The sequence below is a fragment of the Flavobacterium sp. genome, from assembly GCF_027484705.1.
In the GTDB taxonomy this organism is placed as follows: Bacteria; Bacteroidota; Bacteroidia; order Flavobacteriales; family Flavobacteriaceae; genus Flavobacterium.
Genome location: NZ_JAIXSL010000011.1, coordinates 87,951 through 112,825, shown reverse-complemented (window position 1 = coordinate 112,825; position 24,875 = coordinate 87,951). Strand labels below are relative to the sequence as shown.

Annotated in this window: 23 protein-coding genes; 13 read left to right on the top strand and 10 right to left on the bottom strand. The window is 41.8% G+C overall.

The annotated features are described in order from the left end of the window. Window positions 1–133: 133 nt before the first annotated feature. The 3 genes from Q0058_RS06365 (at window position 134) to Q0058_RS06355 (ending at window position 2,318) form a co-directional block, all read left to right on the top strand. On the top strand, window positions 134–796 hold the full coding sequence (locus Q0058_RS06365; protein ID WP_298222046.1) for a 30S ribosomal protein S16: 663 nt from the start codon (window positions 134–136) through the stop codon (window positions 794–796). Between the two features lie 13 nt (window positions 797–809). Further along, on the top strand, window positions 810–1,334 hold the full coding sequence (gene rimM / locus Q0058_RS06360) for a ribosome maturation factor RimM (protein WP_298222045.1): 525 nt from the start codon (window positions 810–812) through the stop codon (window positions 1,332–1,334). A 276-nt stretch (window positions 1,335–1,610) separates the two neighbouring features. Continuing rightward, on the top strand, window positions 1,611–2,318 hold the full coding sequence (locus tag Q0058_RS06355; RefSeq protein ID WP_298222043.1) for a methyltransferase: 708 nt from the start codon (window positions 1,611–1,613) through the stop codon (window positions 2,316–2,318). A 3-nt stretch (window positions 2,319–2,321) separates the two neighbouring features. Here the strand turns inward: Q0058_RS06355 and Q0058_RS06350 are convergent, their stop codons facing one another. From Q0058_RS06350 to Q0058_RS06340, 3 genes are all read right to left on the bottom strand, one after another. Then, complete coding sequence (locus Q0058_RS06350; protein ID WP_298222041.1) at window positions 2,322–6,107, bottom strand: tail fiber domain-containing protein; 3,786 nt, start codon at window positions 6,105–6,107, stop codon at window positions 2,322–2,324. 194 nt (window positions 6,108–6,301) lie between these two features. Continuing rightward, a complete protein-coding gene (locus tag Q0058_RS06345; RefSeq protein WP_298222039.1) occupies window positions 6,302–8,059 on the bottom strand; it encodes an ATP-binding protein in 1,758 nt (585 codons plus the stop codon). Between the two features lie 8 nt (window positions 8,060–8,067). After that, window positions 8,068–8,694 carry a response regulator transcription factor gene (locus Q0058_RS06340; protein WP_298222037.1) on the bottom strand — a complete coding sequence of 209 codons (627 nt, stop codon included), beginning with the start codon at window positions 8,692–8,694 and terminating at the stop codon, window positions 8,068–8,070. Between the two features lie 204 nt (window positions 8,695–8,898). Between Q0058_RS06340 and Q0058_RS06335 the strand changes: the two genes are divergently transcribed. From Q0058_RS06335 to Q0058_RS06295, 9 genes are all read left to right on the top strand, one after another. Further along, window positions 8,899–10,077 carry an acyl-CoA dehydrogenase family protein gene (locus tag Q0058_RS06335; RefSeq protein WP_298222035.1) on the top strand — a complete coding sequence of 393 codons (1,179 nt, stop codon included), beginning with the start codon at window positions 8,899–8,901 and terminating at the stop codon, window positions 10,075–10,077. Between the two features lie 90 nt (window positions 10,078–10,167). Further along, entirely contained in the window at window positions 10,168–10,950 is a 783-nt protein-coding gene (locus tag Q0058_RS06330) for a DUF3050 domain-containing protein (RefSeq protein WP_298222033.1), read from the top strand. 47 nt (window positions 10,951–10,997) lie between these two features. Beyond that, window positions 10,998–11,705, top strand: a complete 708-nt coding sequence (locus Q0058_RS06325; protein ID WP_298222031.1) for an SGNH/GDSL hydrolase family protein — start codon at window positions 10,998–11,000, stop codon at window positions 11,703–11,705. 135 nt (window positions 11,706–11,840) lie between these two features. Beyond that, window positions 11,841–12,320 carry a T9SS type A sorting domain-containing protein gene (locus tag Q0058_RS06320; protein ID WP_298222028.1) on the top strand — a complete coding sequence of 160 codons (480 nt, stop codon included), beginning with the start codon at window positions 11,841–11,843 and terminating at the stop codon, window positions 12,318–12,320. Continuing rightward, on the top strand, window positions 12,317–15,028 hold the full coding sequence (locus tag Q0058_RS06315; protein ID WP_298222026.1) for a carbohydrate-binding domain-containing protein: 2,712 nt from the start codon (window positions 12,317–12,319) through the stop codon (window positions 15,026–15,028). The genes Q0058_RS06320 and Q0058_RS06315 overlap by 4 nt, the downstream gene beginning before the upstream one ends. Window positions 15,029–15,133: 105 nt before the next feature. After that, window positions 15,134–16,168, top strand: coding sequence for a sensor histidine kinase (locus Q0058_RS06310; protein ID WP_298222024.1), 1,035 nt, complete (start codon window positions 15,134–15,136; stop codon window positions 16,166–16,168). Continuing rightward, entirely contained in the window at window positions 16,165–16,863 is a 699-nt protein-coding gene (locus tag Q0058_RS06305; protein WP_298222022.1) for a LytTR family DNA-binding domain-containing protein, read from the top strand. Before Q0058_RS06310 ends, Q0058_RS06305 begins: the two co-directional genes overlap by 4 nt. A 5-nt stretch (window positions 16,864–16,868) precedes the next feature. Continuing rightward, complete coding sequence (locus Q0058_RS06300; protein WP_298222020.1) at window positions 16,869–17,522, top strand: hypothetical protein; 654 nt, start codon at window positions 16,869–16,871, stop codon at window positions 17,520–17,522. 140 nt (window positions 17,523–17,662) lie between these two features. Next, window positions 17,663–18,667: a T9SS type A sorting domain-containing protein gene (locus Q0058_RS06295; protein ID WP_298222018.1), complete on the top strand. Its 1,005-nt coding sequence runs from the start codon at window positions 17,663–17,665 to the stop codon at window positions 18,665–18,667. A gap of 49 nt (window positions 18,668–18,716) precedes the next feature. On the opposite strand, the gene Q0058_RS06290 is transcribed toward Q0058_RS06295, so the two are convergent. From Q0058_RS06290 to trmB, 7 genes are all read right to left on the bottom strand, one after another. After that, entirely contained in the window at window positions 18,717–19,043 is a 327-nt protein-coding gene (locus tag Q0058_RS06290) for a 2Fe-2S iron-sulfur cluster-binding protein (RefSeq protein WP_298222015.1), read from the bottom strand. A 104-nt stretch (window positions 19,044–19,147) separates the two neighbouring features. Continuing rightward, window positions 19,148–20,203: an NAD(P)/FAD-dependent oxidoreductase gene (locus Q0058_RS06285; protein WP_298222013.1), complete on the bottom strand. Its 1,056-nt coding sequence runs from the start codon at window positions 20,201–20,203 to the stop codon at window positions 19,148–19,150. A gap of 211 nt (window positions 20,204–20,414) precedes the next feature. Beyond that, window positions 20,415–20,654, bottom strand: coding sequence for a NifU family protein (locus Q0058_RS06280; protein ID WP_298222011.1), 240 nt, complete (start codon window positions 20,652–20,654; stop codon window positions 20,415–20,417). 92 nt (window positions 20,655–20,746) lie between these two features. Then, entirely contained in the window at window positions 20,747–21,874 is a 1,128-nt protein-coding gene (locus tag Q0058_RS06275; RefSeq protein WP_298222009.1) for an Mrp/NBP35 family ATP-binding protein, read from the bottom strand. A 209-nt stretch (window positions 21,875–22,083) separates the two neighbouring features. Continuing rightward, a complete protein-coding gene (locus Q0058_RS06270; RefSeq protein ID WP_298222160.1) occupies window positions 22,084–22,410 on the bottom strand; it encodes an MGMT family protein in 327 nt (108 codons plus the stop codon). Continuing rightward, on the bottom strand, window positions 22,410–23,036 hold the full coding sequence (locus Q0058_RS06265; protein ID WP_298222007.1) for a lysine transporter LysE: 627 nt from the start codon (window positions 23,034–23,036) through the stop codon (window positions 22,410–22,412). Before Q0058_RS06265 ends, Q0058_RS06270 begins: the two co-directional genes overlap by 1 nt. Then, window positions 23,037–23,711 carry a tRNA (guanosine(46)-N7)-methyltransferase TrmB gene (gene trmB, locus Q0058_RS06260; protein WP_298222005.1) on the bottom strand — a complete coding sequence of 225 codons (675 nt, stop codon included), beginning with the start codon at window positions 23,709–23,711 and terminating at the stop codon, window positions 23,037–23,039. It abuts the gene before it with no gap. A gap of 99 nt (window positions 23,712–23,810) precedes the next feature. On the opposite strand from trmB, the gene Q0058_RS06255 reads away from it, so the two are divergent. Continuing rightward, the gene (locus Q0058_RS06255; RefSeq protein ID WP_298222003.1) at window positions 23,811–24,866 is read left to right on the top strand and encodes a glycosyltransferase; all 1,056 of its coding nucleotides are present in this window, start codon (window positions 23,811–23,813) and stop codon (window positions 24,864–24,866) included. Window positions 24,867–24,875: the final 9 nt, after the last annotated feature.

Genomic DNA, 24,875 nt, shown 5'->3' with positions numbered 1-24,875 from the left:
ACATTTAAAACTTACAAGCCGTTAGATTTTCTTTTTTAAAAATCAAACAGGCATTAGTATTTTTCAATTTAAATTGTATCTTTGCGCCCTTAATTAACAGAGGTCGAGTACCTCAAAATTTAATCATAAGATTATGTCTGTAAAAATTAGATTACAAAGACACGGGAAAAAAGGAAAACCTTTTTACTGGGTAGTAGCGGCTGATGCACGCTCAAAAAGAGATGGTAAATACTTAGAGAAAATCGGTACTTACAATCCAAACACCAATCCTGCGACGATTGACATCAACCTCGAAAGCGCAGTGCAATGGTTGCACAATGGTGCCCAACCAACCGATACGGCAAGAGCCATCCTTTCTTACAAAGGAGCGTTATTGAAACATCACCTTGACGGTGGCGTTCGTAAAGGTGCTTTAACACAAGAGCAAGCAGACGCTAAATTAGCAGCTTGGTTAGAAGCTAAAGCAGGTAAAGTAGATGCCAAAAAAGACGGTTTATCAAAAGCGCAAGCCGATGCTAAAGCCAAAGCTTTGAAAGCAGAAAAAGCTGCCAACGAAAAACGTATGGCTGCTGCCGCTGAGGCTGAAGCTGCTACGGAAGAAGTTGCTGCTGAAGAAACTGCAGAAGAAGTGGTTGCAGAAGCTCCGGTAGCGGAAGCAGAAGCTCCTGCTGTTGAAGAAACAGTTGCTGAAGTAGAAGAAGCTCCAGTAGCTGACCCGAGCGCTAGCGAACTGGCGGAGCAAACTACAGAAGAGGTTCCGGCTGCTGAGGAAACCAGCGAAGAAGCAGAAGCTTAATTCATTAGCGATCATGCGTAAAGAAGATTGTTTCTATTTAGGCAAAATCGCGAAAAAATTTAGTTTCAAGGGGGAAGTGCTCATCTATTTAGACACCGATGAACCCGAATTATATGAAAATATGGAATCAGTGTTTGTTGAATTCAACAACAATCTGGTTCCATTTTTTATTGAAAATAGTTCGCTCCACAAAAACGATTTCCTGCGTGTGCGTTTCGAAGACGTCAACAACGAAGAAGAAGCCGACCGTTTGCTCGGAAGTGCCGTTTATCTGCCTTTAAAAATGCTGCCCAAACTCACCGGCAACAAATTCTATTTCCATGAAGTCATCGGTTTCGAGATTGAAGACAAACGCCTCGGGGTTTTCGGAAAAATCGTAGCGGTCAACGACAGTACGGCCCAACCCCTGTTCGAAGTCGTCAACGGCGAAGTGGAAATCCTGATCCCAATGATCGATCATTTCCTGGTCAAAATCGACCGCGACAATAAAAAAGTCATCATGGACTTGCCGGAAGGCTTAGTCGAGATGTATTTATAGACGCGCTGCCCTTTGGACTTTTGGACACGCTACGCTTAAGACACGCCTGCGGCTCAGGATTTTAAGGAGCCGGGAACCTGCTGTCCGATACAATCTTTTTTGTTTTAAAGAAAAACAAAAAAGGATTTCCACTACCATCAGGGCTAGGCATCCGATTTCAAAACATAAAATATTACTTATTTAACTAAAGCAATCCAAAAGCGAAGCGAGTCAAAAGCCGCAGGCGTGTCCTGAGCAAAACGTGTCCAAAGCGAAGCGTGTCCCAAAAACAAATCTATGTTCCAATTCAAACAGTTTTCAATAAATCAAGACAAAACCGCGATGAAAGTCGGCACCGATGGCGTATTGCTCGGCGCTTGGGCACCGACGGAACACCAACCCTATTCCATTCTCGACATCGGAACCGGAACCGGATTGATTGCCTTAATGCTTGCCCAAAGAACTACTGCCGAACAGATTGATGCGTTAGAAATTGAGGAAGAAGCATACGAACAAGCGGTAGATAATTTCGAAAATTCCTCTTGGAGCGATCGTTTGTTCTGTTTTCACGCCGGACTCGACGAATTCATCGAAGAACCCGAAGACGAGTACGACCTGATTGTTTCGAATCCACCGTTTTATGCCGAAGATTACAAAACCGAAAACGAACAAAGAGATTTGGCAAGATTTCAAGACGCTCTGCCTTTTGAAGATTTGGTCGAAGCCGCCGATTTGTTGCTGTCCGAAAATGGCATTCTGGCCGTCATCATTCCTTACAAAGATGAAACAAGATTCATCGCATTGGCCAAAGATTTCGACTTATTCCCAGCCAGAATCACGCGCGTCAAAGGAACGCCAACTTCAGAAATTAAAAGAAGTTTGCTCGCTTTTTCCAGAACGACTTCCGAAAATTTCCCAACCGACGAACTCATCATTGAAACTACGCGCCATCAATATACTCCGGAATACATTGCCCTGACACAGGATTTCTATCTCAAAATGTAAACGCTATTTCTTGAGCTTTTCAATTTCCACAAGGATTTTCTCGACTTTTTGATTCATGGTTTCCATGCTTGCTTTCAAAGCTTCATTCTCTTTTTGCAACGCCTCGTTTTTGGCATTGAGTTCCTTAAACGCATTGACGGTCGCAATCAATATAGGATGAATGTTCAAATTCAAAAAACCATCAGCATCCGTACCTACCGCATCGGGAAACAAAGGCTGAACTTCCTGCGCAATGAAACCCGCATATTCGGTATCGAGCACTTCGTCCTCAAATTCTCGTTTGCCACTATTCTTATAATGAAAGCGCACCGGATGCAATTGCAAAATTTCACGCAATCCCTTATTGTAATTTCCTTTTATGTTTTTCAATCGCTCATCTGAAACGATGGTCCAGGTACTGGTTCCGGGTTTTCTGCCTTCGTCCAAAGAAAGCTGGAATTGACCACCGGGCACAAGTCCTATTCCTACATCGCCTGCATTGGTGACCACCATTCTGTTGGCATTGCCACCCGTGCGGAACTGCAACATTTCAGTAGTGTTATTAAACAACACGCCGCCGCGTATCGTGCCCAAATCAGAACCAAAAAGCAAACCCGTCTCGGCGGTCGAAGGCGCCAAAAAATGTTGGTAGATGGCAGCACTCCCTTCAAGAACAAACGCAGCACTTCCGTTGGGCGTTCCTCCGCTCGCACCGTTGAAAACATGCAGTTTCCGCGAGGGTGCGCTGGTTCCGATTCCTACATTTCCGGTCGTTTGTTTGATTCTGAGTCTTTCAATATTGTTGGTGCCGAGTACATAATCGTTGGCGTCGGTCGTGCCGCTCCAGTTTTCCGATCCGCCGATTGTTGAAGTGCCGTAAGTCACCGGAACTGCAGGATCGTTTGTGCCCGAATTACCGGTTAAGCTCCAAGTGGAATTGTTTTGCCAGGTGGCCGTTCCGTTGGCGTCACTGGTCAAAACTTTTCCTGCAGCCTGATTGCCATCGACCATACGGATGTTGCCTGCTACATGCAGACGGTCTAAGGGCGTTGTTGTTCCAATGCCGACATTGACCGAACTTGTCGCTCCGTTGACACCACTAACACTTCCCAAAACCAACGAATTGCTGGCGCTGACAAAAGCATTAGCGCCTACAGCCGAAGCATTCGTCAAACTGTTGGAAGCCGCATTGGCCGACGATCCGACAAAAGTATTCCCAATTCCGGCTGTATTGGCCTGTCCTGCAAAGGCACCCAAAAAAGTATTGAGCCCCCCGGCTCCGTTAGCACTTCCGGAAGAATAGCCCAAAAAAGTATTATTAGCTCCCGCGAGATTGCTATTTCCCGAAAAAGAACCCACGAATGTATTCTGATTCGCTGTATTTAAAATTCCTGCCGCTGAACCAATCAGCACATTGTCCGAACCTGATATTCCGCTGGCTCCGGCACGCCTGCCTATAAAAACATTTTGTTGGCCCGTAGCGTTATCCCTTCCGGCTTCAGTGCCCAAATAAGTATTGAGTGTTCCCGTGGCAACGCTTCCGCTGAGCAATCCGAAGAAGGTATTCGCTGTACCAATCCTGCCTGATTCGGAACCAAATCGTTTAAATACTAAATCCGCATTGTTGGTCGTACCTATAAAATTGGTTGCCGCGTTAATGCCAGAATTGCCTGTCAAACCCCAAGTATTGGCTGATGCACTTCCCCATGTAGCGGTTCCGTTGGCATCGCTGGTCAGGACTTTTCCGACAGCCTGATTGCCATCGACCATTCGGATGTATCCTACCACATGCAGACGGTCTAAAGGTGAAGTGGTTCCAATCCCGACATTGACAGAACTCGTCGCTCCATTAACGCCGTTGACGCTACCCAAAATCATAGCATTGCTTACATCTACTTGGGCTTTGGAACCGAACGCTGCAGCATTGGTAAGATTTCCCGCATTAAACTTGGTTTCGGTACCGACTGCTGTATTGTTATTGCCTGTAGTAATTCCGTTTAAAGACAGCGAACCCACGGCAGTATTTCCAAATCCGGTTGTATTGTTTTGCGCTGCAATGTAGCCAAGTGCCGTATTGTTGTACCCGGAATTATTCAAAGTTAAGGCGCTCGACCCTACCGCGACATTGAAGCTCCCATTGCTATTCGATATCATCGCACTGGTTCCAAAGGCAACATTATCAAAACACGTTGAGGCAAAACCTAGCGCCTGATAACCAAATACGGCATTATTATTTCCTGAACCTGTTGAAAAAGCTTCTGTCCCAAAAACGGAGTTATTGCTACCAGTCACTGCGCTTTTAAAGCCAAAAGAAGTATTGGAACTTCCCAAAAAACCCGAAAGCAAATTGCCTCTTTTAAAAACGACATCGGTAAAATCAGCTGTCCCGATAAAATTAACCGCCGGATTCGTACCGAAATTTCCTGAAATTCCCCACGCGGCATTGTCTATGTTTTGCCAGGAAGCCACTCCATTAGTATCGCTAGTAAGGATTTTGCCTGCCGCCTGATTGCCATCAACCATCCTGATGTTGCCCTCGACATGCAACCTTTCGCTCGGAACGACTGTACCAATCCCGACATTGGTATTATTGAATGAACCATTCACGCCCGCTATGCTTCCTAAGACCATTGAATTACTATCCGCTACCATCGCGTTCGCTCCTATTGCCGTGGCGTTGGTAAGGTTATTCAACATCGTTGTAGCTTCGGAGCCTAAAGCGGTATTGCTGCTTCCACTGGTGTTAAACTTTAATGAATTGATTCCGATGGAAGTATTATTTTCACCTGTTATATTAGCGTTCAGTGCATTTTTCCCAAGCGCGGCATTAAACCTTCCAAAAGTATTGGCAGCCATCGATTCGCTTCCAACTGCGGTATTGTCATAAGTGTTATTATTGATTAAGGCATGATAGCCAATAGCCGTAGAAAATTCGCTATAGCTACCCGCCAGTGCTGAAGTTCCAACAGCAGTATTACCAAAACCTGACGAATTTCCGAGCATGGCGTTTTTCCCAATGGCTACATTTTCAAAACCTGTTGTATTGTTCAGTTGTGATTGATATCCGATAGCGGTATTGTCATTGCCGGTATTGAACTGAAGCGCCGAAATTCCTAACGCTGTATTGAACTCGCCGGTGGCATTCGTATAAAGTGCCTGATTTCCAATGCCTATGTTGTTACTGGAAAGTGTGCTGCGCAACGTTTCATAGCCAATCGCAATATTATTGCTGCCGTTCTGATTAAAAAGCATCGAGGAATTCCCCAATGCGGTGTTGTTGCTCCCTGAACCAATGTTTGCCAACGAAAAGCTTCCAAAAGCAGAATTGAAACCGTTGAGCGGATTGGGCAAGGCGTTGTACCCAAATGACGTATTGCTGAAACTTAATCTTCCCGAAACGGTATTATCTCTTTTGAAAATTACATCGGTATTATCAGTCGTGCCTATGAAGTTTGTACTTGAATTGGTCGTCGCATTCCCAGTCGTATTCCAGCTGTTCGGGTTATTGCTTCCCATAGCAATCCAATCAGCAAAACTGTTGTCCCAATAATAAAAACCAAACGGCTTTGGGTTTCCTGAAAAAGTGGTTGAAGTCGTCAGATACACCAGCATGCCTTGTTGCGCTGCCGTAGGATTGGGAACCGGAAAGATATCGATTTTAGGAATCAGGACGCCATCGGTATTGGTCGGCGCGGCTTGGTTGCTCGATCGGATGTCGAGTTGGGCTTGCGGAGCCGTCGTGTTGATTCCTACTTGTGCTATTCCATATTGAATACAAAACAACATCAATGTTATTGAGAAGATTTTCATTTTTAAAGTTTTTAAACCTCAGCTCTTGATTTAAAGTTTTAAAAAACAAATCATTAGCTCCGGATGAACCGTAAAAATCGAATTTATTTAAACCGTACGCAATACGACATTAAGAGTACCGCATTGGCTTTGTGAAGTTGAAAAGCGGCATTTCAAGCGAATTTTTAAGTGATATACGCACAATGGCGTATAGGTCAAAAGCGAAGTGGAATCTGAATTCGGGTCAACAAACCGTTTTGGGTTTCCATCTGAAGGGTTCCATTCATTTCCTCAACCCTTTTCTGGATGTTTTTAAGTCCGTTGCCAAAATAATGCTGACGCGAAATCCCGATGCCGTTATCCCGAACCTCGACGAAAAGATTTTTCCTGTCGGGAATCGCAATCCGGATTGAAATTTTATTGGCCTGTGAATGTTTAAGCGCATTGTTCAAAAGCTCCTTGATACTGAAAAACAAATTTTTCCTTGTTTTCCCTTCGATTAGAAAAGAAGTATCTGCTTTCTGCTGCTCGATAAACTCAAGTTCTATCGAAGTGCCTTCAAACAGGTTCTCCGCATACAATTTCAGATATTCCATGAAATTCTGAAACGTATTGTTCTCAGGATCGAGCGACCACACAAACGTATTGATCCGCTGGGACACTTCGCGCGAAGTCACACTGATTTTGTCGAGCAAAACCTTTTGCTTCGGGTCGGTTTCGGGGTTCTTCTGCAGCAAATCCGAATGGATCAGAATGCTCGAAATGCCGCTGCCGATATCATCATGCAAATCTTTGCTGATCTCGTTCTTTTGGTTGAGCAACGTCGTACTGATTTTGTTTTTCCGACGAATATGCATGACCAAAAGTGCCAAAACCACAACCGCCAGCAAAGCCACCAACAATTGAAACAAAACGATGTCTTTTTGCTTTTTAAGTTTAAGCACTTCGAGCGCCAACAGCTTTTTTTCATGGCTGATGTATTGGTCGGTAAAATGCTGAATGTACCAATTGCCCTGCGCCTGCGTCTTGTCATCAATTTCGATAATATGATTTTGGAGGAAAATGGTTTTTGCCGCATCTGTCAGTTTGAAAACGGATAAGGCTTTTGTATAAAAATATTTCTTAAATGACGCATTCACGATGTGTTGTCGCATCAATTCCAATCCTTTTTGAAAATATTGCTCTCGTAGTTTTGGTTGGTTTTTATAACATTCAATCAAAAAACCGTAGTTCAGCAACACCGTGTCGTAATAGTTGCTTTTGTAGGCTGATTCGATGCTTTTATTAAAAAAGACCGCGGCGCTGTCCGTCCATTGATTGCTGAGATAAATCTCGCCGAAGGTCTGTTCGGTATTGGGAATGCCACGTTTGCTATTGGCCGCTACGGCAAAGGCATGCGCTTTTTTGTTATACCAAAATGCGGAATCGGTTTGGTGAAGTTTACTCTTAACCTGCGCCAGATTGTTGAAGATGTGTTCGTTTTGAATGATGTTCCGAAGATGCTTGGAGCTTTTTGACTTCGGAAAATACTTTCTTGATTTCCACAAAGATTGTTGCGCCTGGGGCAATTCATTCAATTCTATTTGGTTGATTCCGAGAAAAAAGTAGCCATCAGCCACCAGCAAACTGTCGTTGTTTTTTTTGGCGGTGATGATTTCTTTTCGCGCTTCATCAATCCCGAATTGAAACAGATTATTATAATAAAACAATTCGGACTGCAGGCTGTGAACAAAACAGGCCGTAGAATCCGTAAGTTCAGGATTTAAAAAGTCTTTCGTCTTATTTAGCCATTGCTGCGAAGATTGAATGTCGTCGGCTTCGAGATAATATTCTGCCGTCAGAAACGCATTGGAAATTTTGCAGGCTTGGGTTTTACAACTTTTAAATTTTACAGAAATCGGAGGCTTTACAATGCTTTGCGCAACGCCACAATGGATGCAAAAAAGAAAAAAAATTATATGCTGAAATTTCATGCGCGTCTTCATCTTTTAAGATACAAATTGACCGCTTCGACGCGCGTGTTCACATGCAGTTTTTCATAAATATGCTGAATGTGTTTTCTGACCGTTCCGATGCTGATTTCCAATTCGTTGGCCACTTCTTTGTTCATTCTGCCACGGGCGAGCGCCTCAAGAATTTCCTTTTCGCGTTGGGTTAAGGCTTCTACATGAGCGTTGTTATGGTCCATTTTGGAAAAACTGGCGACCACTTTGCGCGCAATACTTCCGGTCATCGGGCTTCCTCCTTCAAAAAGTTCGTCAAGCGCGTTGATGATTTTTACGGGACCATCGGTTTTGAGAATATAACCACTTGCGCCGACTTTAAGGCTTTGGAAAATTTTATCGTCATCATCATACGAAGTACACATCAGGAAAAGTACTTTAGGGAAAAGCGCCTTCCATTTCCGGACACATTCAATCCCGCTGTCGCCCGGAAGATTGATATCCATCAAGACGGCATCGACTTCAATAACATCCGATTTTTCAAGCGCTTCCTCAGCATTCTGAAAAGCACTCACGAGCTCATAATGTTCCGTAAACTGGATCATAAGGCTCATCGCCTCGCGCAGATCGCGATCGTCTTCCACAATGCAGATTCTTCTTTTCATCTTACTGAAGATTTAAAGTACAATGTTAAAGATACTATTTATAATATGAAATACGCATTAGCGCGTAAGTGAAAGCGGTTCATAAAAAAGATTTCAGGAACTTTTCTACAGTGGAAAAAGCAGAAAATTATAACAATTGTTGACTAGTTTCTCCAAATTGTTTCCTTAAATTTGCAAACGTTTTCGTAAACCAAATTAAACATTATGCGACCAGATTTATTTCAAGCTCCCGATTATTATTTGTTGGATGATTTACTCACCGAGGAACATAAATTAGTGCGCGACTCCGCTCGTGCGTGGGTGAAACGCGAAGTTTCCCCAATTATTGAAGACTATGCGCAACGTGCCGAATTCCCAAAACAGATCATCAAAGGTTTGGGTGAAATTGGCGGTTTTGGGCCTTACATTCCCGAAGAATACGGCGGTGCTGGTTTGGACCAAATCTCCTACGGATTGATCATGCAGGAAATTGAAAGAGGTGATTCTGGTGTACGTTCTACCTCATCAGTGCAATCGTCTTTGGTGATGTATCCGATCTGGAAATTCGGAACCGAAGAACAACGCAAAAAATATTTACCAAAATTAGCCACAGGAGAATTCATGGGCTGTTTCGGTTTGACCGAACCTGATTTTGGTTCGAACCCGAGTGGCATGGTGACCAACTTTAAAGACATGGGCGACCACTATTTATTGAACGGCGCCAAAATGTGGATTTCGAACGCACCCTTCGCAGATATCGCAGTGGTTTGGGCGAAAAACGAAGAAGGAAGAATCCACGGATTGATTGTTGAACGCGGCATGGAAGGCTTTACAACGCCTGAAACGCACAACAAATGGTCGCTTCGCGCTTCGGCTACAGGCGAATTGGTGTTCAACAACGTGAAAGTTCCTAAAGAAAACTTGATGCCTGGAAAATCCGGTTTGGGTGCTCCGATGCAATGCTTGGATTCGGCGCGTTACGGAATCGCTTGGGGCGCCATCGGTGCTGCCATGGATTGTTACGATACGGCTTTGCGTTATGCGAAAGAAAGAATCCAGTTCGACAAACCGATTGCTTCGTTCCAATTGCAACAAAAGAAATTGGCCGAAATGATCACTGAAATCACCAAAGCGCAATTGCTTACTTGGCGTTTGGGTGTTTTGAGAAACGAAGGTAAAGCGACAACAGCTCAAATCTCGATGGCGAAAAGAAATAATGTTGATATGGCGATTCATATCGCACGTGAAGCGCGTCAGATTTTAGGCGGTATGGGAATCACCGGAGAATATTCGATCATGCGCCACAGTATGAACTTAGAATCGGTGATTACTTACGAAGGAACCCACGACATCCACTTGCTCATTACAGGGGCTGATATCACTGGGATTCCGGCGTTCAAATAAACGATTTCAACAATTATTAAAGTATTCATAAATTCAATAGAAAAGCTTCCCGGTCACTGGAAGCTTTTTTACTTTTATAAAAAAATTGCTATGAACATTGCTTCCATCAACAATAGTATTCAAACCCAAAAACAACAATTGCTGCAGCACCCACTTTATGAAAAAGTGCAGACTTTAGAAGACTTGCATTGCTTTTTGGAAAGCCATGTGTACGCCGTTTGGGATTTTATGTCGCTCTTGAAAGCTTTACAATCGAAACTCACTTGCACGACAACGCCTTGGTTTGCGACTTCAAATTCGGAAATGCGGTACTTGATTAATGAAATTGTTGTGGCAGAAGAATCTGATTTGACTTTAGATGGTAAACGCCAAAGTCATTTCGAAATGTATCTCGATGCTATGCGTGCTAGTGGTGCAAATACAGATGAAATTGAATCGTTTATTGCGAATGTATTTTCGTTGCAAAACATCTTCGTGGCCATCAAACAAAGTCAATTACATCCAAACATAAAAGCGTTTTTAGATTTCACTTTCAAAACCATTGAAGAAGGAAAAACCCACAAAATAGCCGCGGCTTTTACTTTTGGAAGAGAAGATTTGATTCCAGTCATGTTTACCGAAATCCTTAGAAATTTTGAGCAAAACCTCCCCGAAACTGATTTGAAAAAACTCATTTATTACTTTGAAAGACATATCGAACTCGATGCTGACGAACATGGCCCCATGGCGATGCAAATGATTTCAGAACTTTGTGGAAACGACGCTGTAAAATGGCAGGAAGTAGAAGAAACTTCAATCTTGGCCTTGGAAAAACGCATCGGTCTTTGGGATGCGATTGAAGAAAGAATCATAATGCATGTGGCTATGGCTTAAAACCATTAGAGACGCTGTAACGTAACTCCAAGTAAAATTAATAAAGTATGAAATGGCATCCGAAAATTTTGTTTTTATTAAGCATGGGTATCTTGCTTTGCAGTTGTAGTCAAGAACAAACAATACCATATTATATTGACAAACCTAACGACAAACAAATCAATTATTTGGCTTTGGGTGACAGTTATACGATTGGACAAAGTGTTTGTACTACTTGTAGATTTCCCGAACAGTTGAAAGCGTGTTTGCAAACTGTTTATCCTAATAATCCTTTGCTTTTGCAAGTCATTGCGAAAACAGGTTGGACGACGACGAATTTAATTTCAGAAATTAATTTGGCCAATCCTTCGACAAATTTTGACCTTGTCACTTTACTAATTGGCGTCAACAACCAGTACCAAAGAAAACCATTTTCATTGTATGAACAAGAGTTTCCAGCATTGGTTAACAAAGCCATCATGCTAGCTAAAGGTGATAAAACGAATGTGATTGTGGTTTCGATTCCAGATTACGCATATACACCTTATGGACAAGGTGCGGCTAATATTTCTAATGAACTCAATCAGTACAATGCCTTTGCCCAAGATTATTGCAATCAAAACCAAATTGAATTTGTTTACATTACCGACATTACCCAACAAGGTTTAATCAACACAGCCCTTGTAGCTTCTGATGGTTTGCATCCTTCTGAATTGGCTTATGCACAATTTGTTGAGCGGATTTTGCCGAAAGCTGTGGCGACGGTACAAAACTAATTTCAAATTGAAAAATTAGTTTTCTATTCAAGCTTTTTTTGCTTTTTAGTTTTACCGCAACATTTCAACTCTTTACCGCAATCATTTCTTTGTACTTATAGAATTGATTTACTTCGCACCTTAAAGTAAAAATTTATGAGAACAATTCAAAGAATTACGTACTTACTGTTTTTGATGGTCTGTTCCTACTCTATTGCACAAACAGGCGTAAACGTTACCTATTACGACGAAAACAACCAAACTTTTAATGTTGCTGCAACAGGAAAGCTCTATTTTGCCAACGATAATTTGTTTATTAAAACAAATGCTACTACAACGTCAACTATGATTCCAGTCAACATTATCAGAAAAATTACTTTTTCAAATGCTTTAGCAACTTCGCCTTTCGGTAATAACGAAGATAAGTTGTCGCTATATCCGAATCCAAGTTCAGATGTGATTCGGATTAAATCAGATGCGTATGAATCTTTAAAAACCAAAATTTATTCTTTAACTGGTCAATTGATGCTCGCTGGCATATATCAATCCAACCAAGAAATCGACGTGTCATCATTAGCCTCAGGATTATATCTTGTTCAAGTAAACGGTTTAACCATCAAATTCAGTAAAAAATGAGAAAAATATATTTAATCACCTTACTTTCTTTGTTGGCAAATTTATCGTTTGGACAACAAAAAATACGCGTTCACAATGCTGGCAATACCATGTATGCTAAAGAATTGAGTAGCATTGACAGTATCAAGTTGAACAACACGTACGCAAAATTCAAACTTGCTGACGACACCAATCCCTTAGACATTCAAAAGACCATCATTGATAGTTTAACCTTTACTACAAGCGCAGTAAATCTTGATAAAATTTATATCATTTACAACGGAACCGACAATGCTACCATCATCAATCCCTATGCAACTGCGGGCGTAAACATTATGGTAACAGCAGGAACAGTTGCTGTAAACGCAACTTCAGGAATTGACAATTTAGAATACAATATATTAGGATCAAGTGCCAATGGTAGCTTGACTATCAACACTGATAAGGATGTGAATTTGATTTTAACCAACCTTACTTTGACCAACCCAAACGGAGCAGCCATTGATATTTTGGGTGGCAAAATGACTAATTTCATATTGACACAAGGAACAACAAATACCCTTTCAGACGGGGCAACCAGTACCCGAAATGGCGTCATTACTACCGACGGACCAATAACAATCAACAACACAGGTATGTTGACCATAACCAGTTTGGTAAAACATGGAATCAATACGGCATCAACACTAGCAATAGTGAATGGTACAATCAGTGTTAGTGCAATTTCGGATGGCTTTCATGCTGAAGGATTTTCTATAAATGCTGGAAATGCAACTATCACATCTTTAGGCGACGGTATTGATGCCGGAAACGGAGCCATTACTATCATTGGTGGAACCATCAATATCACATCAACCTCAAATGATGTTAAAGCGATTAAAACCGGAACCAATACCATTACGATTTCTGGTGGAAATATCAATCTAACCGTTTCAGGGGCACAATCAAAAGGAATTAGTGCTAAAGGTGATATTATAATTACCAACGGAACATTTACTATTACGCTTTCTGGTGTAACGGTACTTGTAGCCGAAGCGAGTGGGTTCAATCCATCTTATGCTTGCGGTCTGAAATCTGACGGTCAAATTGCTATCAGTGGCGGTACATTTACAATGCAATTATTGGTTGCTGCGGATGGTGGAAAAGGGTTTTCTGCGGATGGTGAAATCAATATTTCTGGCGGTAATTTCACTTTAAATTCCGCAGGAAATGGCGGCAATTTTACCAACATTACTGGTACAGCTGATACTTTTTCTACTTCAGGATTTACCTCTGACACAAATGTAAATATCTCGGGCGGAACCTTCAACCTAACCAACAGCGGAACCAATGGAAAAGCAATTGCCGCTGATGTAAACGTAACGGTTTCAAGTACAGCTCAAATCAACATCACCAATTCTGGAAGTGCAGGGAAAGGGATCAAAGCTAATGGCAACGTAACTTTCATAGGCGGAACTACTTCAATAGCCCTTTCTGGCAATATCATTTTAGTAGCTTCGGGTAGCGGATTTAATCCATCGTATAGTACTGGCGTGAAAGCAGACGGCGATATCATCGTAAGCAGCGGAAATATTACCATTCAAGCTACGGCTAGTGCTAAAGGCGCCAAAGGATTTTCGGCTGATGGCAATATCACCGTTGATAACGGAAACATCACCTTGACAAATGCCGGAACTGGAGCTACATACACCAATACCTTAGGAACTTTAGATTCGTATTCTGCTGCTGCTTTTTCATCTGATGTCAATCTTACCATCAACGGCGGAACCGTTACTACAACCAGTTCTGGTACTGGCGGGAAAGGTCTTAAAGCTGATGGCATCATAACCATTGGAACTTTGGCTACGAGTCCGACTTTAAACATTACCACAACGGGAACTCGTTTTTTAACTTCAGGAAGCGATTACAATCATCCCAAAACAATCGTAGCCTCAGGTGCTATCATTATTAACAACGGAAACAACACGCTTACTTCCACTGACGACGGTATTCATTCTGATGTATCGGTTACTATTAATGGTGGCACCAATACGATTAGCGCGATCTCAACTACCAACGGTGTCGGCGAAGGTGTTGAAGCCCCAACGATTCGTTTTACTGGTGGCGTTACAAACATCACCGCTTCCAACGACGGAATCAATGCGACCTACGGAACCGTTAGTGGCGGAACAGAATCAAATGATGGCAGTAATCTTTTCATATCTGGAGGCATTGTAATTGTTGCCGGAAAAGATGCGATTGACAGCAATGGAAACATCACAATTACGGGTGGCACAACCATTGTTTGTGGAGTAACCACAAGTCCGGAAGAAGGTTTAGATTTCAACGGTACCTTTGTTATGAATGGCGGTTTTATTATTTGTGCTGGTTCCAATTCAAACATGACCAAGAACTTTAATGCTACCTCAACACAACGCACGATGTATTTGAAATCGAGTACCCAATTGCCTGCCACTTCTATTTTGCATATTGAAAATGCAGCTGGAACCGAGATGGTTACTTTTAAACCTAAAAATGCGGTATACTATTTCCATTTTTCGAGTTCAAATATAACGGCTAGCACGAGTTATAAAGTGTATTATGGCGGCAACTATACCGGAGGAAGCTTTGTTGGCGGATCAAATGGTTGGGGCTTGTATACTGGCGGCACATATTCAACTGTGGGTGGCACATTAAAAAGCACTTTCATTTCATCAGCGGCTAGCACTTTAAATACCGTAACTTTTTAAAACAAAACCGGCACTAGAAATCTAAGCTGCAGGTTTTGTTTTGCGACTTCATATTATAGTACTTTTGTTGATAAAGAATTCAAGGTAGCTACTTTATTAAATGCAATGACAAAAGAAACGCGAAATAATATTCTTCATGCACTTGGAAGTCTAGCTTTCTTGAGCATTCCTATTATTTCCTCTCCAGATTTTGACTACGGAATGGCAAAACTAATAACCATTCCCCCTTTTCAAAGGGATTTCTTGAGTTATGTTTTGTTACTGCTTTTTTTCTATTTCAATTATTATTATCTGATACCGAAGTTTTATTTTAATCAGAAGAAAGTACTATATGTTTTTGTACTTGTAGTTTGCTTTCTGCTTTTTTTAAGCATTCCAAATCTTATCATTCCGATTGATTTTGAAGCTTTGGCTAAAAACCCACATTTTAAAGGTCGCGGTATTCCGCATAGAAATCATTTTGAATCTTTTGATTTTGGTGAAATCATTTCCTATGGTTTTGTATTGTGCTTGTCTTTTTTAGCAAAATTAAATCAACATATTAAAGAAATAAAGACCGAAAAGCTGAACGCTGAAGTTGCCTATTTGAAAGCCCAAATCAATCCGCATTTTCTATTTAATACACTGAATAGTTTATATGCTTTAACGATTACCAAATCGGATGAAGCGCCAGACGCAGTTTTAAAATTATCAGGCATCATGCGTTATGTGGTAACTGAAAGTGCTCAGGACTTTGTTCCACTAGAAAAAGAAATCAATTATATTAAAGATTATATCGATTTGCAGAAGCTACGCATGAGTGAGGATATGCTGTTTGAATTTTCTGTATCAGGCAATCCCATCGGGAAAAACATTGCGCCTTTGGTGCTTATTCCTTTTATTGAAAATGCGTTTAAGTATGGCATCAATCCAGAAGAAGAATCTGAGATTAGTATTGTTATTAAAATTCATGAATCGCAGCTGCACATTGATGTGAAAAACAAAATGGTTGTTGACAATATTGCTGAAGAATTTAAAAGCGAAAAAGGCCTTGAAATCACTTCCAAACGACTCGATTTCATTTACCCAAACAAACACCAATTAGTAATTACAGAAGACGCAAACACTTATCATGTGCACCTTAAACTAGATTTGCTATGATTACTGCTATAGCCATAGACGACGAGCCACTTGGATTGAAAATCATTGCGCATTATTGCGATCAAATTGATTTTATAAGCCTAGAAAAAACATTCACCAAACAAAGTGAAGCGCTAAAACACTTGAAAAAGTTTCCGGTAGATTTGTTGTTTTTAGACATTCAAATGCCCTCTAGAAATGGCATTGATTTCTATAAAATGCTAGAACACAACCCTATGGTGATTTTTACCACAGCTTACAGCGAATATGCCGTAGAAGGTTTTAATGTAAATGCCACCGATTATTTATTGAAACCATTTTCATTTGAGCGCTTTCTACAAGCTGCCGAAAAAGCCAGAAGCGTTTATGAAACCAAAAACCAAGTTCAAAGTACAGAAAGGCAATATCTCTTTATTCGCGCCGATTATAGTTTACATAAAATTCTGATTGCAGATATCCTTTTTATTGAAGGTTTGGATGATTATCTCAAGATTCACATTCAAAACCAAAAAAAAATTGTGACACGCATGACTATGAAAAGCATCCTTGAAAAATTACCGGCTTCGGAATTCCTTCGCGTGCACCGTTCTTTCATTATTCCGATTTCGAAAATAGAAAAAGTGCGCAACAAAATCATCTATATTGGTGATGAGGAAATTCCAGTTAGCGGGAGTTACGAAGCTGCTTTTTCAGGAGCCATTTCACATAAAAAATAACCGTGATGGAAGGTAAAATTTACAAAGCCGACTGGCGTAATAAAGTGGAGCATTCGGATTATTGCTGTTGGTCGACTTTCAATACTACGGATAATGCTTTTGGCGTATTGCATGTTTTTAATGATGAAACTTTAACTGCAAGTGCGACTATTTTACATCAAGTTACGGCCGATTCTCAAATTTTACTTTTGCCAATTGTAGGCGGCGTTGATTTTAAATCGAATCATCAAAATGGGTTTTTTCACATCAATCAACTTCAGGTCTTGCATTTAAAAAAAGGGCACTCTTTTGACATTTCAAATCCTTATGAAAACGAATCGGTGCGTTATTTTCAAATACAATTGCATTCTGTTAATGATGAAAATGACTTTCAAAACGACTTTAATTTATCTCAAAGAAACCAACTGATTCCTATTTTTGAAAATGAAAAAGCGAATGTTTTCATAGGCATTTATGATGGTCGTACGGAAGAAACGCATACCATAAATCAAAACAAAAACGGACTGTTCACTTTCATCATTCAAGGTGCATTTGAATTTCAAAATAGATTATTAGAATCAGGCGATGCGCTACATTTACTTGGAATTGAAACCGTTGAATTTGAAGCGTTATCCGAAAACGCCATGTTGCTCGTTGTGGAAATTATTATTTCTAACTAGGGTATAACACATTCAAACGGTTACTAATCTGTTGATTAGTAATTAACAATCTACACCGCAAAAAAATCCACCTTTACCTCAATTCTTTTTTTGTTTGATTTTTAAGAAATAGGTTTGACGAAGATTTAAAAATTATAGTCATGGAAAGAAAAGAATTTTTAAGAAAAAGCATCGGCATTCTGGGAATGGCTGTCGTGGCTCCTTCGCTTTTAAGAGCGAGTCAAAAAGATACGGAAGTTACCGTTTGTTCGGTAACGAATAGCGAAACCGCCGGGCCTTTTCCTACGCATACACCGGCTTCTTTAAGCTCCGCCAATATTGTCAGTGATCGTCAGGGTATTCCAATGACTGTTAATATTACCATCAACAATACCAACGGAAACTGCACTGGTTTAGCTGGTGCGATTGTAGATATTTGGCATTGCGATAAAGATGGTTATTACTCAGAATACGGTGGTTCAGGAATGCAAACAGTCGATTTTACTGCGGTGCATTTCCTTAGAGGAAGACAAGTAACGGATGCGAATGGCTTGGTGACTTTTACTTCTATTTATCCAGGTTGGTATTCCGGAAGAGCGACACACATTCACGTTCATGTATACAATGCAGCTGGAACATCTTTATTGGTGACGCAGATTGCTTTTCCCGAAGGCACAAACAGCGCAACGGTGCAAGTCAATGCTTCTACTGCAAATGGCTATACCAAAGGCATGACAGGTTATACTTATAATGCTTCTGATAATGTTTTTTCTGATGGTGTAACCAATGAACTTGGCACAGTGACTGGAAGTGTGGCTGCGGGTTATACTCTAAACCACACGATTTTTGTAGCCGGACCGACTTTAGGGCTTGAAGAAATCAATTATACCCAAAATCAGGTTAGCCAAAATTTCCCAAATCCTTTTATCTATAACACTACGATTCAGGTTATGCTGGTTTCCTCTTCAAAAGTGCTTATCGAAATATACGATATTAGCGGAAAACATATCAGCACGCCTGTTCGAGGTACTTTCCCGGCAGGAACCAATAACATCAATCTAGACCGTAGCAGTGCCAAACTCAGTAGCGGTCATTATATTTATAAAGTGACCATCAGCAACAACGATGGGACTTTCACCGAAAACAAAAAAATGCTTGTACAATAAGAATTGTTTGATTTAGTGATGGAAGAAGCGGGAAGTAATTTCCGCTTTTTTATGACTCTGGTGCCAACTCGATTTCAAGCCCTTCCAAATCCTCCGTTATGTGAATCTGACAACCCAATCGGCTATTCGGTTTTACGTGAAACGCTTCCGACAACATCGCTTCTTCATCATCACCTTTTTCAGGCAGAGCAACATCATTCAAAACATAACATTGGCAAGAAGCGCACATGGCCATACCGCCACAAATTCCGATGGTACCTTCTGGAGCTAATTCGTAAGCACGCACAAGTTCCATGATGTTCATGTTCATATCTGTTGGGGCATCTACTTGGTGGGTGATGCCTTCGCGGTCGGTGATTTTAATTGAAACGTCCATAAGTTATTTTTTCAGGAGCTGATCCGGCTGTCCACGGTATCTTTTGTTCTGAACCCCAGAACAAAAGGATGCTGTTCCCATCCGGGCTAGGCCTACGTTTTCTTTTAGTCTATTGATTTTACTACCGCTTTTTCCGCTTCTTTTCTCGTACCGTCAAAACCGTCAACGCCAGAAACTGTGGTGTATTTCATCACATATTTTTTTCCGGGATTCATTCTTTGATACACGCTTTGACACATTAAAGTCGCTTCATGGAAACCGCACAAAATCAGTTTGAGTTTTCCTGGATACGTGTTCACATCGCCAATGGCATAAATACCGGGAATGTTCGTTTGGTAATCGAGCGCATTATTGACTTTGATGGCGTTCTTATCAATTTCCAATCCCCAATTCGCAATCGGCCCCAATTTAGGCGTGAGTCCGAACAACGGAATAAAATAATCGGTCGCTATTTTCTGCTGTCCGCCTTTCCCGTCATCGAGAACTACCGATTCGAGGCGTTCTGCCCCGTTGAGTCCGACGACTTCAGCTGGCGTGATCAGTCTTATTTTTCCAAGGTTTTTGAGTTCCTGTACTTTCTCAACAGAATCGAGCGCGCCACGGAATTCGTTACGTCGGTGAATTAAAGTGACTTCTGAAGCGACATTCGCCAGGAAAATGCTCCAATCCAAAGCCGAATCGCCGCCACCGGAAATCACGACGCGTTTGTCGCGGAATTTCTCAGGGTTTTTAATAAAATATTTGACGCCTTTGCCTTCGTAGAATTCGATGTCGTCAATTAATGGCTTTCTGGGTTCAAAACTTCCGAGTCCGCCCGCAATGGCGATGGAATTGGCGTGATGTTTTGTGCCTTTATCCGTCGTAACAATGAAAGTTCCGTCTTCTAGAGTTTCTATGGTTTCCGCGCGTTCGCCTAACGTAAATCCGGGTTGGAACTGCTTGATCTGTTCCATCAGATTGTCGACGAGATCGCCCGCCAAAACTTCGGGAAATCCGGGGATATCGAAAATAGGTTTTTTGGGATAGAGTTCCGAAAGCTGCCCGCCGATTTGTGGCAAGGCATCGATGATGTGGCATTTGAGCTTTAAAAGCCCGGCTTCGAAAACGGCGAAAAGTCCGGTGGGTCCTGCGCCGATGATGAGTATATCTGTTTCAATCATGCTGTTATGGTTCTGAGGTACTAAAGTTTTGAGGCGCTAAGGTCAGAAAACTGAAGCTTCTGTAAAGTGATATTTGTCACTTTTGGACAAAATTTTCAATGCCCACGATAGTGCGTGAGGGATTGGCGCTTTGTCTGAGCTCTTTTTGCGCCGGCGTTCGGCGTAAAAAAGCGAGTGCGGAAAGCCCGACCCTTGCGGTCACGCCCCAATATTACGCGATATTGACCACCGATTCGATCTGCGGCGCATACTTCTTGATCGTAGTTTCGACACCGGCTTTGAGGGTCATCTGGTTGACGCTGCAGGCCGTGCAGGCGCCTTCAAGACGCACCGTGACGTGTTTGTCATCCTCGATCGAAACCAAACTGATGTCACCACCGTCGGAATTCAAAAAAGGGCGAATTTCCTCGAGGGCTTTTTCTACGTTGGTGGTTAATTCTTCTGTTGTCATTTTTTAGATTTTAGGATTTTAGGACTTTAAGACGGTAAGACTTTCGAAGTAAGAATCCATCTTACCATCTTAAAATCTCACCGTCTCACCATCTATTTTTTCACTGCCGAACAGCCCGCCATAGTCGTAATCTTAATGGCTTCGGTCGGTGGTAGGTTTTCGTTTCTGCTGACGACTTCCTGCACAATGTTTCTGGTGATTTCCTCGAATACTTTTTCGATGACCGAAGCGGTTTGCATCGCAGCTGGACGACCGAAATCTCCGGCTTCACGGATACTTTGCACAATCGGCACTTCGCCTAAGAACGGTACTTGCAAATCTTCTGCAAGGTTGCGCGCGCCGCCATTTCCGAAGATGTAATATTTGTTGTTCGGCAATTCTTCTGGTGTGAAATACGCCATATTTTCAACAATTCCCAATACGGGAACATTGATGCTTTCGGACAGGAACATCGACACGCCTTTTTTGGCATCGGCTAGTGCTACAGCTTGTGGTGTGCTGACAACCACGGCTCCAGTAATCGGTAAAGACTGCATGATCGACAAATGAATATCGCCTGTTCCCGGTGGTAAATCGATCAGCATGAAATCTAGTTCGCCCCAATCGGCGTCGAAGATCATTTGGTTTAATGCTTTGGAAGCCATCGGCCCGCGCCAAATTACTGCCTGGCTTGGGGAAGTGAAGAATCCGATCGATAGGATTTTAACTTCATAGCTTTCAATCGGTTTCATTTTCGAACGGCCATCGACCGTTACTGAAATTGGCTTTTCGGATTCTACATCGAACATGATCGGCATCGATGGGCCGTAAATATCAGCGTCTAATACTCCAACGGAAAATCCCATTTTGGCTAAGGTTACGGCTAAATTTGCAGTTACGGTAGATTTTCCAACGCCGCCTTTTCCTGAAGCGACCGCGATAATATTTTTGATTCCGGGAATCGCTTTGCCTTTGACTTCGTTTTTCTCGGGCGTTTCGACTTTGATGTTGACTTTGACTTTGGCATCAGGCGACACCAAATCGTGGATGGTTTTTCGGATGTCGTCTTCCGCGCGTTTTTTGATGTGCATCGCCGGCGTGTGAAGCACCAATTCGACTACGGCTTCGTCGCCAAAAGTCAGGACGTTGGTGACCGCGCCGCTTTCGACCATATTTTTTCCTTCGCCAGCAATCGTAATGGTTTCGAGTGCTTTGAGGATTTCTTTTCTGTCTAATTTCATTTGAAGAATCGTTGGCTGTTTAAAACTATGTTTATTTAAACTGATTTTAGATTGCAAAGATAACAGGAATTTGATAGAAACTGCTGTTAATGAATTGAAAATCTCGATGCTGTTATTGTCAGGTTTGACGGTGGGTTTTTATGTACAATTCACAATTAAAAAATTGCAAAAACGATAACGATACTCCAGATTTTAATGAAGTCAAAAAACTAAACTTCCACTTCAGGCTGCCAAAAGTGTTTTTCGAAATCGATGATTTGATTGTCGATGACTTTGATGCCTTCGCTTTCGAGCAGTTGCTGCATTAAGTTCGTGCCTCCGAAATGGTGTTTTCCCGTAAGCAATCCTTTTCTGTTGACGACGCGGTGCGCGGGAACATCGTCAATATTGTGCGAGGCATTCATCGCCCAGCCTACCATTCTCGCAGATCTTCCGCTGCCGAGCGCTTTCGCAATCGCGCCATAAGAAGTGACTTTCCCGTAAGGAATTTGTCGGGCCACAGCATAAACGCGCTCGAAGAAATTGGCTTCCATGATTATTTGCAACACAATTTAAAAAGGGTGAAAAGCGCCATCAAAGCGGTCACGGTTCCCATGATCGTATTCATGTTTTTCATTAGGAACTGCGTCTTTTTCTCAATCGATTTGAACGCAACGATATATAAATAAAACACTAAAAACGACCCTAAAACCACGCCTAAAACGAAATTAAAGATTTCCAACGGCTCGAAATGAAAATAGCCCGAATGCGCGATGCTAATACTTGTAAAAACATAAAAAGGCGTCGGCAAAAAGTTGAGCATCGACAGCAAAACGCCAAAGAAAAAACGATTGGATTTCCCACGGATTTTAAGCCCTTGATGTTTGTTCCTGGGTTTCTTGGCAATCCAGAAAAAGTAAATGCTGAGCCCGGAAAAAATGAGGATTCCAATTTCCTGCAGCAATGAAATGATTTCGAGGTGCGCATTGATGAACCGCGCAAAAAGTACCGCTACATAGGTTTGAAAAAAAACAATGACCGAGGCGCCAAAAATAAAACTCAAGGCTTGTGTTTTCCCTTCCTCAAGGCTGATTTTTGCTGCTGTCATATTGATCAATCCCGGAAGGATCACCGCTAAGATTGCGATACAAAAACCCAAAAAAAGCGGAAGTACAAAAGCCATCTATTTGATTTTAAAACGAATATACGTAATTGCTTTGTTGATTTCCAAATATTGTTTTTCGTAGAACGTTTGAATGGCGGTCACTTCTGCGGGACTGCCTTCGTTTTTATAGACATTGTGGTTCGCATATAAAACTTCGTGCCCTTCGCCGTGCAGCAATCCTAAAGTGTAGCCGTGCATGAATTCGCTGTCAGTCTTGAGGTTGACCACGCCGTCTTTTTTGAGGATTTTTTTATACAATTTCAAAAACTCGGTATTGGTCATGCGGTGTTTGGTGCGTTTGTATTTGATCTGCGGGTCGGGAAAAGTAATCCAGATTTCGTCGACTTCGTGCGCGGCAAAAAGATGGTCGATGAGTTCGATTTGCGTACGGACGAAGGCTACATTATGCAAACCGTCTTCAACCGCCGTTTTCGCACCGCGCCAGAACCGCGCGCCTTTGATGTCGATGCCGATAAAATTCTTATCCGGATAACGCTCGGCCAAACCGACGGAATATTCGCCTTTGCCACAACCCAATTCTAAAACTAAAGGGTTTTCATTTTTGAAAAATTCGCTGTTCCATTTGCCTTTGAGCGCAAAATTTCCTGAAACGACTTCTTCGCGCGTCGGCTGAAAAACGTTTTGGAACGTTTCGTTTTCCTTAAACCTTTTTAACTTATTTTTACTTCCCACGATGTTATTTAATGTTTTGGCAAAATTAAGGAAATATACAAGACCGGAAATGTTTTTATTTTGCGCCCTGTTAAGGCGAGTTCGCTTTGAATGATTTCTATGGAAAAAAATATTTTAGTCGCGCCGTTGAATTGGGGTTTAGGCCACGCCACACGTTGCATCCCGATCATCAAAGCTTTGCAAGAAAACGGGTTTACGCCGATTCTGGCTTCTGATGGCGATGCTTTGGCGATGCTAAAGAAAGAGTTTCCCTATCTGAAAGCGCTGGAATTGCCTTCGTATGAAATCGAATATGCGAAAGACGGCGCTGATTTCAAATGGAAAATGCTCAAAAGCATGCCCAGAATGATGGACGCGATTCTTGAAGAGAAAAAAATTGTCAAGCAATGGGTGAAAGAATACAACCTTACAGGCATTATTTCCGACAATCGATTGGGTGTGTACAGTAAAAAAGTACATTCTGTTTTTATGACACATCAGTTGAATGTTTTGACGGGCAACACCACCTGGATTTCGAGTAAACTGCACCAGCACATTATCAAAAAGTATGACGAATGCTGGGTTCCTGATTATGAAGATGCGCCGAATTTAACCGGAAAACTTGGTCATTTAAAAAAACCGCTCGACCACATTAAATATATTGGCCCGCTGAGCCGTTTGGAAAAAAAAGAGGTTCCGGTAAAATATGATCTAATGATTATTCTTTCCGGGCCGGAGCCGCAACGCAGTATATTAGAGCACCGTTTGCGAGACTCTATTGATGACTTCAAAGGTAGCGTAGTTTTCATCTGCGGGAAAATGGCTTTGCAGCAATCTAAAATTGAAATTGACCATGTGACTTACTACAATTTTATGACCTCGGAGCAACTCGAACAAACGTTCAATGAAAGTGAGATCGTGCTTTGCCGTTCGGGATATACGACCGTGATGGATTTGGCTGCCTTGGAGAAAAAAGCATTTTTTATCCCGACACCCGGACAATACGAACAGGAATATTTGGCCAAAAGGCTCAAGAAACACGGATTGTTCCCCTATTCAAAACAGGAAGATTTCACTTTCGAAAAATTAACGGAAATTGATTTGTATAAACACGCTATTTTAAAAAGCGAACGCATTCATTGGAAAAATCTATTTTGCTTGTTCGAAAAAAAGTGAGCCTGTGCA

Excerpts from the sequence above, each read along its gene's own strand:
- Q0058_RS06265 (WP_298222007.1), bottom strand. The coding sequence starts at position 23,036 with ATGGCTTTTGTACTTCCGCTTTTTTTGGGTTTTTGTATCGCAATCTTA.
- Q0058_RS06365 (WP_298222046.1), top strand. The coding sequence starts at position 134 with ATGTCTGTAAAAATTAGATTACAAAGACACGGGAAAAAAGGAAAACCT.
- Q0058_RS06350 (WP_298222041.1), bottom strand. The coding sequence starts at position 6,107 with ATGAAAATCTTCTCAATAACATTGATGTTGTTTTGTATTCAATATGGA.
- Q0058_RS06340 (WP_298222037.1), bottom strand. The coding sequence starts at position 8,694 with ATGAAAAGAAGAATCTGCATTGTGGAAGACGATCGCGATCTGCGCGAG.
- rimM (WP_298222045.1), top strand. The coding sequence starts at position 810 with ATGCGTAAAGAAGATTGTTTCTATTTAGGCAAAATCGCGAAAAAATTT.
- Q0058_RS06290 (WP_298222015.1), bottom strand. The coding sequence starts at position 19,043 with ATGGACGTTTCAATTAAAATCACCGACCGCGAAGGCATCACCCACCAA.
- Q0058_RS06315 (WP_298222026.1), top strand. The coding sequence starts at position 12,317 with ATGAGAAAAATATATTTAATCACCTTACTTTCTTTGTTGGCAAATTTA.
- Q0058_RS06275 (WP_298222009.1), bottom strand. The coding sequence starts at position 21,874 with ATGAAATTAGACAGAAAAGAAATCCTCAAAGCACTCGAAACCATTACG.
- Q0058_RS06330 (WP_298222033.1), top strand. The coding sequence starts at position 10,168 with ATGAACATTGCTTCCATCAACAATAGTATTCAAACCCAAAAACAACAA.
- Q0058_RS06280 (WP_298222011.1), bottom strand. The coding sequence starts at position 20,654 with ATGACAACAGAAGAATTAACCACCAACGTAGAAAAAGCCCTCGAGGAA.
- Q0058_RS06335 (WP_298222035.1), top strand. The coding sequence starts at position 8,899 with ATGCGACCAGATTTATTTCAAGCTCCCGATTATTATTTGTTGGATGAT.
- Q0058_RS06285 (WP_298222013.1), bottom strand. The coding sequence starts at position 20,203 with ATGATTGAAACAGATATACTCATCATCGGCGCAGGACCCACCGGACTT.
- Q0058_RS06255 (WP_298222003.1), top strand. The coding sequence starts at position 23,811 with ATGGAAAAAAATATTTTAGTCGCGCCGTTGAATTGGGGTTTAGGCCAC.
- Q0058_RS06295 (WP_298222018.1), top strand. The coding sequence starts at position 17,663 with ATGGAAAGAAAAGAATTTTTAAGAAAAAGCATCGGCATTCTGGGAATG.
- Q0058_RS06325 (WP_298222031.1), top strand. The coding sequence starts at position 10,998 with ATGAAATGGCATCCGAAAATTTTGTTTTTATTAAGCATGGGTATCTTG.
- Q0058_RS06300 (WP_298222020.1), top strand. The coding sequence starts at position 16,869 with ATGGAAGGTAAAATTTACAAAGCCGACTGGCGTAATAAAGTGGAGCAT.
- Q0058_RS06320 (WP_298222028.1), top strand. The coding sequence starts at position 11,841 with ATGAGAACAATTCAAAGAATTACGTACTTACTGTTTTTGATGGTCTGT.
- Q0058_RS06355 (WP_298222043.1), top strand. The coding sequence starts at position 1,611 with ATGTTCCAATTCAAACAGTTTTCAATAAATCAAGACAAAACCGCGATG.
- Q0058_RS06310 (WP_298222024.1), top strand. The coding sequence starts at position 15,134 with ATGACAAAAGAAACGCGAAATAATATTCTTCATGCACTTGGAAGTCTA.
- Q0058_RS06345 (WP_298222039.1), bottom strand. The coding sequence starts at position 8,059 with ATGAAATTTCAGCATATAATTTTTTTTCTTTTTTGCATCCATTGTGGC.
- Q0058_RS06305 (WP_298222022.1), top strand. The coding sequence starts at position 16,165 with ATGATTACTGCTATAGCCATAGACGACGAGCCACTTGGATTGAAAATC.